Origin of the sequence: Aliivibrio sp. A6, from assembly GCF_028765505.1 — a bacterium.
GTDB lineage: Bacteria > Pseudomonadota > Gammaproteobacteria > Enterobacterales > Vibrionaceae > Aliivibrio > Aliivibrio finisterrensis_A.
Genome location: NZ_JARACR010000020.1, coordinates 61752 through 74933, shown reverse-complemented (window position 1 = coordinate 74933; position 13182 = coordinate 61752). Strand labels below are relative to the sequence as shown.

Sequence of the window (13182 nt, the reverse complement as noted above, 5' to 3'; positions counted from 1 at the left end):
TTTTTTTATTCTTTATTTTTTAGAACACCTTGTAGATAGTCGTCCTTCTCTTTCCATAAGTCATTTACCCACTTATGAAAGCCACGCTTAAAGGCCTTATCACCAAAGTAGTCTCCATTTACCTTTTCATCATTAGGATGCAAATTAATACGAACAACGACTTTAGTTAATTTCCCTTGCAACATATCGATAAATGGCGAATTTTGGTTCTCTGGATACGCAAGCGTCACATCAACAATACCATCAAACAATTCTCCCATCGCAGATAACGTAAAAGCAATGCCACCAATCTTAGGCTTAAATAAATGCTGATAAGGCGTTCGAGCTTCCAGTAATTTTTCAGGCGTTGCACGAGTCCCTTCAACAAAGTTAACCACGGTTGTTGGTACTGCTCGGAAGTTTTCACACGACTTCTTTATCGCATTAAAATCATCTTCACGACGCTCAGGATCTCGGCGCATGAATGGCATATCAGCCCCCCAACACGCCAAACCGACAAAAGGGACATAAAGTAATTCATACTTTAAAAAGAACTTAGTCATTGGGATCTTATCTTTCATTACTGAAGATAAAATCACGATATCAGCCCAACTCACATGATTCGAAAGCAATAAATACCAGTTATCTTGAGATAAGCTTTCACCACCTTCAATTTTCCACTCTATAGTATTGTTAATATTAAGCATCCATAGGTTTAGTGTTGCCCAACCCCATAATGTTTTGTTTGCCATAGATACTGTGATTTTTTTTACGATAGCAACAGGAAGAAGTAACTTAATCACAGCAAAAAAGCTGATAATTAAAGAGGTTAACGCTGTATTAAGCATAACAAGCAAAACACTGATAACCAGCCGAATATTAGCAAACATAGGATTCTTCATTTATTAACAGAGTGAAAATTGCGCATATAATAACAAGCCTCACTTAATATTGTTAATAAGTTTTATCCGTATCAGCATAAGTGACCTTAAACCGCTTGTGCTGTCAGTTGCTTTAAAAGCCTATCCATGGCGCGATAACCTACCGCTTCGGCTAAATGAATACGTTGAATGTGCTCTTCATTCGCTAAATCAGCAATCGTTCTCGCTACTTTAATGATCCGATGATAAGCACGAATAGAAAGGCCTAACTGATGTAGCGTATTCTCTAAAAAAGCCGCATCATCTTTATGTAATGGGCAATACTGTTCTATTTCTCGACTACCCAATAAAGCATTAATTTTATTACTGCGTTTAAGCATTCGCATTCGAGCTAAAATCACTCTTTCTTTCACGGTTTGAGTTGATTCTCCTCTATCTCCCCCTTCCGTTAAGGTTCCTTTAGGTAATAAAGGGATCTCTAAAGACATATCAAAGCGATCAAGCAGCGGACCTGATATACGATTTAAGTAGCGCAAAATAAGCTGCGGATTAGTACGAGTTTGATTACCTTCGTAATAGCCCGTAGGACTTGGATTTAATGCACCTATTAATTGAAAACGAGCAGGAAACCGTGTCTTACTCGCTGCACGAGAAATGACAATTTCGCCTGACTCTAAAGGCTCACGCAATGAATCGAGCACTTTTCTCTCAAATTCTGGCATTTCATCTAAAAATAGAATCCCATTATGGGCTAACGAGATCTCTCCCGGTCTTGGTATCGAACCACCACCAACTAACGCGGCCATAGAGCTAGAGTGATGCGGAGAACGAAAGGGACGCGATCGCCAATTAGATTCTGTAATATTTTGATGAGTTAATGAAGCCACAGCCGCAGTTTCTAATGCCTCATCATTGGTCATCTCAGGTAATAGATCACTCATCCGAGAAGCCAGCATGGTTTTGCCTGTCCCAGGAGGACCGAGATACAATAAATTATGACCTCCTGCTGCAGCGATTTCTAACGCTCGTTTACCTTGTTGTTGGCCAATAATATCTTGTAGATCTCGCTCCATTGCCTCCACTTCTTGTTCTATTTTTTCAGACGTTAATAATCCAAGTTGCTGCTGCCCACAAAGGAAACCGCACACCGATAACAAATGAGGGGCTGATTTATGGATATCTTTTCCAACCAACGCAGCCTGATCACCATTTTCATCAGGAACCACTAAGCACCGATTAGATTTTAATGAGGCTAAAGCTGCGGGTAACACGCCTTTTACTCGACGCAACTCACCAGAAAGAGCAAGTTCTCCCACGAACTCATGCCCATCCAATTTCGTTTCTGGTATTTGATCTGAAGCAGCAAGAATGCCAAGCGCAATCGGAAGATCAAACCGCCCTCCTTCTTTAGGTAAATCCGCCGGAGCTAAATTCACCGTGATCCGCTTTGATGGAAATTCAAAGTTAGCATTAATAATGGCGCTTCTTACCCTATCTTTCGCTTCTTTAACTGTGGTTTCAGGTAATCCAACTAAACTAAATCCCGGCATTCCATTACTGATATGAACCTCAACCGTTACCTCTGGTGCTTCAACACCAACACATGCTCGACTGTGTATTATTGCTAATCCCATTTCCCTACCCAATGATTTATAAAGCGACTATTTCGACGCTTTTTATTGATTTGTTATATATAAGCGCTAAATGAACGAGAATTGTGAATAAAATGAGAGTTTTTTCTTGTCATGAGAGCCATGTCTGTGTTACCACTAAGTTAATGTAACGAATTATCAAAAAAAACACGCTTACGGACAGATTAAATGACTTTTGTTGCTCAACTGAATATTCTAATTATTAACATTCTCGTGGTGATTCTAGTCACCGCGCGGGGATGAGTGAGCAAAAAGTCGCAATAGCAACGCACACTTAAAACCCCCAAGCTTACAAGCAAGGGGGTTTTTTTATAGATTCAGGAAGAAATGGGAGCACATGATGTGCAAGAATAGAGAAACAACCACTCACGCAGGGAGCGATAGTGTATGAATGGCTCACAGTTAGTAGTAAAAGCCTTAAGAGATGAAGGAATAAAAACAGTCTTTGGGTATCCCGGTGGCGCAATAATGCCTATTTATGATGCGCTGTACGATGGTGGTGTAGAACATATCTTGTGCCGTCATGAGCAAGGTGCAGCAATGGCAGCTATCGGAATGGCTCGCTCAACAAAAGACGTGGCTGTTTGCTTAGCGACGTCTGGACCAGGAGCTACTAACCTCATTACCGGCCTTGCTGATGCCATGCTTGATTCCATTCCTCTTGTCGCTATTACAGGTCAAGTTGCCAGTCATTTAATCGGTACTGATGCTTTCCAAGAAATGGATGTCATCGGGATGTCTCTCTCTTGTACTAAGCACAGTTACCTTGTTACTGATATCAATGAACTCGCTCCTGTTATTGCAGAAGCGTTTGAAGTGGCTAAAACAGGTCGTCCCGGCCCGGTTCTTATTGATATAGCAAAAGATGTTCAGGTTGCTGAAGCGCCTGTAACGACGCTTCCTCACTTTCAACCACCAGCAATTCCTGTTGCGTCACCAGAGAGTATTGAAACTGCTGAAGCGATACTAAAAAACAGCGCTAAACCAGTATTATATGTTGTTGGTGGTGGTGTGCAACTTGCTCATGCTACTGATTCTGTTCGTGAATTTTTACGTCACAATCCAATGCCTTCTGTTAGTACGCTTAAAGGGTTAGGGTCAATTGAGCGTCATGACCCATACTATTTAGGCATGGTAGGAATGCACGGAACTAAGGCTGCTAACCTTGTCGTTCAAGAGTCCGATCTATTGCTTGTTGTCGGTGCTCGTTTTGATGATCGTGTAACAGGAAAGCTAGAAAGCTTCGCTCCCCACGCCAAAGTCATTCATATCGATATTGATGCTGCAGAGTTCAATAAACTTCGTCACGCTCACTCCACATTACGTGGCGATATTAATGCCATCTTACCGCAGTTAAATACCTCTCAAGATTTAACGCCTTGGTTAGATCATGTATCAGCGCTGCGTACTGAATTTAAATGGCGTTATGATCATCCCTGTGAACTAATCTACGCTCCGCTGTTATTAAAGCAGTTATCTGACATGATGCCAGATAGCTCAATTGTCGCTACCGATGTTGGCCAGCACCAAATGTGGGCAGCGCAACATATTCAACCACGTGCTCCTGAGAATTACTTAACTTCTGCCGGTCTCGGCACCATGGGTTTTGGCTTACCTGCGGCAATGGGCGCTAAAGTGGCTCGTCCCGATGATCAATCCATTCTGATCTCAGGCGATGGTTCGTTCATGATGAATATTCAAGAACTTGGAACCATCAAACGCAAACAAATTCCCGTAAAAATGGTACTGCTCAATAACCAACGTCTAGGTATGGTTCGCCAATGGCAGTCACTATTTTTTGATGGTCGCCACAGTGAGACGATTCTAGATGATAACCCTGATTTTGTTGCACTGGCTGCAGCATTTGATATTCCAGGTAAAACCATCACGACAAAAGAAGAAGTTGAGCCAGCCTTAAAAGAGATGCTTGAAAGCAAGACCGCGTATTTATTACACGTACTGATCTCTGAAGAAGAAAATGTGTGGCCATTGGTTCCGCCAGGCGCAGCAAATCAAGACATGGTAGAGGGTGAATAATGCAACGTTATATTTTAGAAATTGAAGCCACTGATAAGCCGGTATTACTAGAGCGTGTATTACGTGTTATTCGCCACCGTGGTTTTGCTATCAAACAAGTATTAGCGACTCAAAACCAAGCCAGTGGTGTTGCGGCTATCGAAATTATCGTAGAAAGCGATCGTCCAATCAGCCTTCTTACCAATCAAATTGAAAAACTTTGGGATATTACCGCGGTTCATGTATCTACCTTGAATCGCGCATAAGATTAAAAATTTAAAGGATTAATGACCATGTCTACAGCACCTAAAAATAAATACCGTTCAGCCACCACCACCCATGGCCGTAATATGGCTGGCGCACGTGCATTATGGCGTGCAACAGGGGTAAAAGAAGAAGATTTTGGCAAACCAATCATCGCTGTTGTTAACTCATTCACTCAATTTGTTCCGGGTCACGTTCATTTAAAAGACATGGGACAGTTAGTTGCTGGTGAAATTGAAAAAGCCGGCGGTATCGCTAAAGAGTTTAATACCATCGCTGTTGATGATGGCATTGCGATGGGCCACGGCGGTATGCTTTATTCTCTACCATCACGTGAACTGATCGCAGACTCTGTTGAATACATGGTAAATGCACACTGTGCCGATGCGATGGTCTGCATCTCTAACTGTGACAAAATCACTCCGGGAATGATGATGGCGGCAATGCGTCTTAATATTCCAGTGATCTTTGTTTCTGGTGGCCCAATGGAGGCGGGTAAAACTAAACTTTCAGATCAAATCATCAAACTTGATCTTGTTGATGCGATGATCCAAGGCGCAGATCCAACTATCTCTGATGAACAAAGTGAGCAAGTAGAGCGCTCTGCATGCCCAACTTGTGGTTCTTGTTCTGGTATGTTTACGGCTAACTCGATGAACTGCCTAACTGAAGCACTTGGTTTATCTCAACCGGGTAATGGCTCAATGCTAGCTACTCACGCTGATCGTGAACAACTGTTTATCAATGCCGGTAAACGTGTCGTTGAATTAACGAAACGCTATTATGAGCAAGGGGATGATTCCGCATTACCACGCAATATTGCGAACCGTGCTGCGTTTGAAAATGCGATGGCACTTGATATTGCAATGGGGGGATCAAGTAATACCGTTCTTCACCTTCTTGCGTCAGCTCAAGAGGGCGATATTGATTTTGATATGGGTGACATTGATGAAATGTCTCGTCGTGTACCTCACCTATGTAAAGTCGCTCCATCAACGCCTAAATATCATATGGAAGACGTTCACCGTGCTGGTGGTGTTATGGCTATTCTTGGTGAATTAGATCGTGCAGGCCTACTTAATGGTGATACCAATACCGTACTTGGCTTAACAATGAAAGAACAGCTAGCCCAATACGACATTATGCAAACTGAAGATGAAGCGGTACTTAAGTTCTTCCGCGCAGGTCCTGCTGGCATTCGAACCACCAAAGCTTTCTCACAAGATTGCCGTTGGGATCGCCTAGATGACGATCGCGAAAATGGCTGTATTCGAACAAAAGAGAACGCTTTTAGCCAAGAAGGTGGCCTAGCGGTCCTTTCTGGCAATATTGCAATCGATGGCTGTATTGTCAAAACGGCAGGTGTCGATGAAGATAATCTAAAATTCCAAGGCCCTGCGATTGTATTTGAAAGCCAAGACAGTGCTGTAGAAGGTATTCTAGGCGGAAAAGTAAAAGCTGGGGAAGTTGTGGTTATTCGCTACGAAGGACCTAAAGGCGGCCCTGGAATGCAAGAAATGCTGTACCCAACTACTTATCTTAAATCGATGGGACTAGGTAAAGCATGCGCGCTTCTTACTGATGGCCGCTTCTCTGGTGGCACTTCAGGTCTGTCTATTGGCCATGTATCTCCAGAAGCTGCAAGTGGTGGCACCATTGGTTTAGTTAATTCCGGTGACATCATTACCATTGATATTCCAAACCGCTCAATTACCCTCGACGTTTCAGAATCAGAACTTCAACAGCGCCGTGAGAAACAAAATGATCAGGGCTGGAAGCCTGTTAATCGTCAACGTGAAGTCTCTTTTGCACTAAAAGCCTATGCAAGCATGGCAACCAGTGCAGATAAAGGCGCGGTACGTGATAAATCAAAATTAGAAGGATAGAACTTATGACAACACCTTCTAATCAAACTGGCGCAGAATATCTGCGTCAGATCTTACGAGCGCCTATCTATGAAGTTGCCACAGTAACGCCATTTCAAGATATGCCTCGTTTATCAGAACGTATTAGTAACCGAGTGCAACTAAAACGAGAAGATCGCCAGCCTGTTCATTCTTTTAAACTTCGTGGCGCTTATAATATGGTCTCGAACTTAACTGAAGAACAAAAAAAAGCCGGAGTGATTGCAGCCTCTGCTGGAAATCATGCTCAAGGCATGGCGTTATCAGGCACTAAATTAGGTATTCAAACGACTATCGTTATGCCTAAAACCACCCCAGATATTAAAGTTGAAGCCGTAAAAGGATTTGGTGGTAATGTCGTACTTCATGGCAGTAACTTTGATGAAGCAAAAGCCGAAGCTGAACGTTTATCTGAACTTCACGGTTATACGTTTGTTCCTCCGTTCGACCACCCATTAGTCATTGCTGGCCAAGGGACAATAGGAATGGAGATGCTGCAACAAAATGGCCATCTCGATTATATCTTTGTTCCTGTTGGGGGTGGCGGTTTAGCAGCAGGAGTTGCTGTTCTTATTAAACAGTTAATGCCTGACATCAAAGTCATTGCCGTTGAGCCCGAAGACTCTGCCTGTTTAAAAGCGGCACTAGATGCAGGTGAGCCTGTCATTCTTAATCAAGTCAGTATGTTTGCTGATGGTGTCGCCGTAAAACGCATTGGTGATGAAACCTTCCGTTTATGCCAAAAATACCTAGATGGTCATATTACGGTATCCAGTGATGAAATCTGTGCGGCGGTTAAAGATATTTTTGAAGACACTCGCGCAATCGCAGAGCCATCAGGTGCTTTAGCATTAGCTGGATTGAAAAAATTTGCCGATAAACATCAACTAGAAAATAAACAACTAGGGACGGTACTTTCTGGTGCCAATACCAATTTTCATGGTTTACGTTACGTCTCCGAGCGCTGTGAATTAGGTGAAAAACGAGAAGGCCTATTAGCGGTAACGATCCCTGAACGTCAAGGCGCTTTCTTTGAGTTTTGTAACCTGATTGGCGGCAGAGCCGTAACGGAATTCAACTACCGTTATAATGATGACAAACAAGCCAATATTTTTGTCGGTGTTCGCTTACAAGAAGGGCAGCAAGAGCTCGATAATATTATTAGTGATTTACAGCAAGGCGATTACCCTGTTGTGGATCTCTCTGACAATGAAATGGCGAAACTGCATATCCGTTATATGATTGGTGGAAAGCCATCTAAACCCTTAAAAGAGCGTTTATACAGTTTTGAATTTCCAGAATACCCCGGTGCACTGGTTAAATTCTTAAGCACTTTAGGCACACATTGGAATATAAGTTTGTTCAATTATCGCAATCACGGGGCTGATTATGGACGTGTGTTATGTGGCTTTGAACTAGATGATAGCGATCTCTTTGATTTCTCAAAGCACCTCAAAGAGTTAGGCTACCAATGTAAGGATGAAACAGATAACCCTGCTTATCAGTTCTTTTTATCTTAATAGCGTATGGCATTTATAAGGCTAATAATTTTTTAGCCTTATTTTCATTCATTTTTGAAATTCTACTATACAATCGGTTAAAAAATGCTATTATTTTTCTCGGCCTGTAAACAGACCTATTTATCTGTAATATTATGCTTTTGAAACCTTCGTTATACTGCTTTACCAGTTATGCTTGAAGCTTTTTATACATATGTTTTACCTCAAATAAATAATTCTTTATGGCTACAACTTCGCATTATGCGAATTATTTAATTTAAAAAAATTAGGATTTATTATGTCTAAATCAACTGGTATCGTTAAGTGGTTCAACGAAGAGAAAGGTTTCGGTTTCATTACTCAAGATAACGGCGGCGCTGACGTATTCGTTCACTTCCGTGCTATCGCAACTGAAGGTTTCAAAACTCTGAAAGAAGGCCAAGCGGTAACTTTCACTGTTGAACAAGGTCAAAAAGGCCCACAAGCTGCAGACGTTACTCCAGCTTAATTCGAATTTTTCGAATAGAATTTTAAAAAATGCTGACTTCGGTCAGCATTTTTTTTGCCTATAGACTGGTATAAAAAAAAAGAAGCCTAATGGCTTCTTTTTACTATCAATAGGTTGCCTATTAATTATTTTTTAGTTGGACGCTGCCAATTAGCAATACGGCGCTCTTTAGCTCGGCTGATATAAAGCTCATTCTCCGCAACATCTTTAGTCACTGTAGAACCAGCACCAACCGTTGCACCATTGGCTACGGTAATAGGCGCAATAAGCTGGCTATCAGAACCAACAAACACATCATCACCAATAATCGTCTTAAATTTATTCGCACCATCGTAGTTACATGTGATCACACCTGCACCTACATTTACACGTTTACCTATTTCTGCATCACCTAGGTAAGTTAAGTGGTTCGCTTTAGAACCTTCACCTAAACGAACATTCTTCACTTCAACGAAATTACCTACATGAGCATCATTACAAAGCTCAGCGCCTGGGCGTAAGCGAGTAAATGGGCCAACGGTACAATCTTCACCAACAGTAGCACCTTCAATCACACTGTATGGGCGAATAACTGTATTATCATCAATCTCACAATCTTTAAGTACACAGCCAGCTCCGATAACAACGTTATCACCGATCGTCACATTACCTTCAATGATCACGTTGGCATCGATCTCAATATCCATACCGCATTGCAATGATCCTCTAAGATCAAAACGGCTAGGATCGCGAAGCATAACGCCTTGTTCTAATAGCTTTTGTGCTTGCGCTAATTGAAATGCTCTTTCTAAACGAGCTAATTGAGCACGATCATTCACGCCTTCAACTTCAATAGGGCTTACTGGATGAACAGCTTCTACTGCACGACCTTCATCATGAGCTGCAGCAATGATATCGGTAAGGTAATATTCACCCTGAGCGTTTTCATTTTTAAGTGCCGCTAACCAACGTTTCAAATCACCGCCAGTCGCAACCATTACGCCTGTGTTAATCTCTTTAATTAACTTCTGTTCTTCCGTCGCATCTTTTTGCTCTACAATCGCAATCACAGGACCATTACGACGAATAATACGTCCATAGCCCATAGGGTTATCTAAAACAACGGTAAGTAGTGCAATACCACCTGTTGGTTGAGCTTCTAATAAATTCTCAACGGTTTCAGTGCTAATAAGTGGAACATCACCATATAAGACTAATACTTTCTCATCATCAGCAAACTCTGGTGCCGCTTGATTTACAGCATGGCCAGTACCTAATTGTTCAGCTTGAAGTACCCATTGAACACGCTCTTCACCCAACTCAGCTTTCATCTGATCACCACCGTGACCATAAACTAAGTGAATGTTTTGAGCACCAAGGCCCTCACATGTATCAATTACATGCTTCGCCATTGGTTTACCCGCTAAAGTATGAAGTACTTTAGGTTTGTTTGAGTACATGCGAGTGCCTTTACCCGCTGCTAAAATTACTGCACTGAATTTCATGAAAAGCCCATTCTATTATTATGCTAACTGGTATCGACTCTAACTCTGTATCGATACCATTTACCTAGCTAGTGGAAATCAAAATACTAAATCCATTACTGACTACTGAGTTAAATACAAAGTAATGATTAATGGAATTAACATGTGGATAAATAAGAATATTAACATTCAATAAAGAAAAGGCGACCAAAATAGGTCGCCTTCTTTCTAATGGTGCTTGATTAACGCGAACGTTTTGTCAGCTCGATAACTCGAAGCTGTGCGATCGCTTTAGCCAAATCACTGGCCGCTTGAGCGAAGTTAATGTCGCCATGCTGATTTTTGATGTTCTCTTCAGCCTTGCGTTTAGCTTCTTCTGCCTTAGCTGCGTCTAGGTCTTCACCACGGATACCGGTATCTGCAAGAACAGTAGCCGAACCAGGTTGAACCTCAACAATGCCACCAGAGACATAAATGTACTCTTCGTGACCATGTTGTTTAACAATACGCACCATACCAGGCGTGATAGCGGTCAGCAGCGGTGCGTGCCCATGGAAAATACCAAGTTCACCCTCGCTACCGGTCACCTGCATCGTTTCTACTAGTCCTGAGAATAATTTCTGCTCAGCACTTACAACGTCCAGGTGAAAGGTCATTGCTGCCATATCGCCTCCTAATCAGCCTTATAGCTTCTTCGCCTTCTCAAGCGCGTCTTCAATCTTACCGCAGTACATGAAGGCTTGCTCAGGAACGTCATCGTAATCACCCGCTAATAGACCTTTAAAGCCAGCTAATGTGTCTTTAAGTGGTACGTAAATACCTGGGTCACCGGTGAATACTTCTGCTACGTGGTAAGGTTGAGTTAAGAATTTCTCAATCTTACGAGCACGAGATACTACTTGCTTATCTTCTTCAGATAGCTCGTCCATACCTAGGATAGCGATGATGTCTTTTAGCTCTTTATAGCGCTGAAGTGTCGATTGAACGCCACGAGCGATATCATAGTGCTCTTGACCAACAACAAGTGGATCAAGTTGACGAGATGTTGAGTCTAACGGGTCAATCGCTGGGTATAGACCCATTGAAGCGATATTACGGTTAAGTACAACTGTCGCATCTAAGTGAGCAAACGTTGTTGCTGGAGATGGATCCGTTAAGTCATCCGCAGGTACATATACCGCTTGAACTGAAGTGATAGAACCACTACGAGTTGAAGTGATACGCTCCTGAAGAACACCCATCTCTTCAGCTAGAGTAGGTTGGTAACCTACCGCTGATGGCATACGACCTAACAGTGCTGATACTTCAGTACCTGCTAGTGTATAACGGTAAATGTTATCAACGAACAACAGTACGTCACGACCTTCGTCACGGAAACGCTCTGCCATTGTTAGACCAGTCAGTGCAACACGTAGACGGTTACCTGGTGGCTCGTTCATTTGACCGTAAACCATTGCTACTTTTGATTCTTCAGGTTTCTCGATGTTTACAACACCAGCTTCCTGCATTTCAAAGTAGAAATCATTACCTTCACGAGTACGCTCACCTACACCTGCAAATACAGATAGGCCAGAGTGTTGTAGTGCGATGTTGTTGATAAGTTCCATCATGTTGACAGTCTTACCTACACCAGCACCACCGAATAGACCGATTTTACCACCCTTAGCGAATGGACAAATTAAGTCGATTACCTTAACACCCGTCTCTAGAAGTTCAGTCGAGTTAGACTGCTCTTCATAGCTAGGCGCTTCGCGGTGAATTGAATAATGCTCTTCAGCACCAATCTCGCCACACTCATCAATCGCGTCACCAAGAACGTTCATGATACGGCCTAAAGTTTTAGTACCCACTGGAACAGTAATTGGCGCGCCAGTATTTTCTACTGTTAAGCCACGACGTAAACCATCTGAGCTACCCATTACGATACAGCGCACTACGCCGCCACCGATTTGCTGTTGCACTTCAAGAACAAGACGTTCTTTTGCATCAACAACATTCAAAGCATCGTATACACGAGGTACATTGCCTTGTGGGAACTCTACATCGACTACCGCACCGATGATCTGTACGATCTTACCTGTAGTCATCGTTAATCCTCTAAACTGTTTAAATACCTATTGCTTAAACCGCTGATGCGCCTGAAACAATTTCTGAAAGCTCTTGTGTAATCGCCGATTGACGGGCTTTGTTATACACAAGTTGCAGTTCATCAATAATGTCACCAGCGTTATCAGTCGCTGCTTTCATCGCAATCATTCGCGCTACATGTTCACACGCTAAGTTTTCAACTACACCTTGATATACTTGTGATTCAACGTATCGAACCAATAATGTATCTAGCAGTAGTTTAGGCTCAGGTTCATAAATGTAATCCCAAGAATGAGTACGTTTCATTGCTTCATCTTCAGATTTAGGCAAAGGAAGTAATTGGTCAATTGCTGGCTCTTGCACCATAGTGTTAATGAACTTATTGTTCACTACATATAGGCGATCCAGCTGGCCTTCATCGTATTTCTTTAGCATAACGCCAACACTACCGATCAATTCTTCAAGACTTGGGTTATCACCTAAGCCAGAGTTTTGAGCAATAACGTTACCGCCATAGCTGTTAAAAAATGCTGTTGCTTTAGAGCCAATAACGGCTAAATCAATTTCAACACCATCTTTTGACCATGCTTTCATTTCTGTCATGACTTTCTTAAACAAGTTAATGTTTAAGCCACCACACAAACCACGATCACTAGAAATAACAATGTAACCAACGCGCTTAGCTTCGCGTTCCTCAAGATACGGATGACGATACTCGAGGCTACCAAGCGCTAAATGACCGATTACTTTACGTATTGTGTCAGCATATGGACGAGACGCAGCCATCGACTCTTGCGAGCGACGCATTTTAGAAGCGGCTACCATTTCCATTGCTTTCGTGATCTTTTGAGTGCTTTTTACACTCCCGATCTTGTTACGAATCTCTTTCGCACCGGCCATCGTTACTCTCCGTTTTCGGGTGACCCAT

The 13182-nt window shown here is 42.4% G+C and carries 11 protein-coding genes; 5 read left to right on the top strand and 6 right to left on the bottom strand.

Annotated elements, in window-relative coordinates; genetic code table 11:
* Window positions 1-5: 5 nt before the first annotated feature.
* Together PVK70_RS12760 and PVK70_RS12755 are read right to left on the bottom strand one after the other, a co-directional pair.
* Window positions 6-869, bottom strand: a complete 864-nt coding sequence (locus PVK70_RS12760; protein ID WP_207216144.1) for an acyltransferase — start codon at window positions 867-869, stop codon at window positions 6-8.
* 98 nt (window positions 870-967) lie between these two features.
* Window positions 968-2494: a YifB family Mg chelatase-like AAA ATPase gene (locus PVK70_RS12755; protein WP_130048463.1), complete on the bottom strand. Its 1527-nt coding sequence runs from the start codon at window positions 2492-2494 to the stop codon at window positions 968-970.
* Window positions 2495-2899: 405 nt separating this feature from the next.
* Between PVK70_RS12755 and ilvG the strand changes: the two genes are divergently transcribed.
* From ilvG to cspE, 5 genes are all read left to right on the top strand, one after another.
* On the top strand, window positions 2900-4549 hold the full coding sequence (gene ilvG / locus PVK70_RS12750; RefSeq protein ID WP_130048464.1) for an acetolactate synthase 2 catalytic subunit: 1650 nt from the start codon (window positions 2900-2902) through the stop codon (window positions 4547-4549).
* Complete coding sequence (gene ilvM, locus PVK70_RS12745) at window positions 4549-4794, top strand: acetolactate synthase 2 small subunit (RefSeq protein ID WP_061030392.1); 246 nt, start codon at window positions 4549-4551, stop codon at window positions 4792-4794. Before ilvG ends, ilvM begins: the two co-directional genes overlap by 1 nt.
* 27 nt (window positions 4795-4821) lie before the next feature.
* Window positions 4822-6678, top strand: a complete 1857-nt coding sequence (gene ilvD, locus PVK70_RS12740) for a dihydroxy-acid dehydratase (RefSeq protein ID WP_130048465.1) — start codon at window positions 4822-4824, stop codon at window positions 6676-6678.
* A gap of 5 nt (window positions 6679-6683) precedes the next feature.
* Window positions 6684-8216: a threonine ammonia-lyase, biosynthetic gene (ilvA, locus tag PVK70_RS12735; RefSeq protein ID WP_130071955.1), complete on the top strand. Its 1533-nt coding sequence runs from the start codon at window positions 6684-6686 to the stop codon at window positions 8214-8216.
* 277 nt (window positions 8217-8493) lie between these two features.
* On the top strand, window positions 8494-8703 hold the full coding sequence (gene cspE / locus PVK70_RS12730; protein ID WP_005421580.1) for a transcription antiterminator/RNA stability regulator CspE: 210 nt from the start codon (window positions 8494-8496) through the stop codon (window positions 8701-8703).
* A 125-nt stretch (window positions 8704-8828) separates the two neighbouring features.
* Here cspE and glmU read toward each other — a convergent pair whose 3' ends face one another.
* The 4 genes from glmU to atpG all read right to left on the bottom strand — a co-directional run bounded on the left by glmU (window position 8829) and on the right by atpG (window position 13154).
* Window positions 8829-10187 (bottom strand): bifunctional UDP-N-acetylglucosamine diphosphorylase/glucosamine-1-phosphate N-acetyltransferase GlmU, encoded by a 1359-nt coding sequence (gene glmU / locus PVK70_RS12725; RefSeq protein ID WP_130048467.1) that lies wholly within the window; start codon window positions 10185-10187, stop codon window positions 8829-8831.
* Window positions 10188-10408: 221 nt separating this feature from the next.
* The gene (locus PVK70_RS12720) at window positions 10409-10831 is read right to left on the bottom strand and encodes a F0F1 ATP synthase subunit epsilon (protein ID WP_130045748.1); all 423 of its coding nucleotides are present in this window, start codon (window positions 10829-10831) and stop codon (window positions 10409-10411) included.
* A gap of 18 nt (window positions 10832-10849) precedes the next feature.
* Window positions 10850-12253: a F0F1 ATP synthase subunit beta gene (gene atpD, locus PVK70_RS12715; protein ID WP_130045749.1), complete on the bottom strand. Its 1404-nt coding sequence runs from the start codon at window positions 12251-12253 to the stop codon at window positions 10850-10852.
* 34 nt (window positions 12254-12287) lie between these two features.
* A complete protein-coding gene (gene atpG, locus PVK70_RS12710; protein WP_130045750.1) occupies window positions 12288-13154 on the bottom strand; it encodes a F0F1 ATP synthase subunit gamma in 867 nt (288 codons plus the stop codon).
* Window positions 13155-13182: the final 28 nt, after the last annotated feature.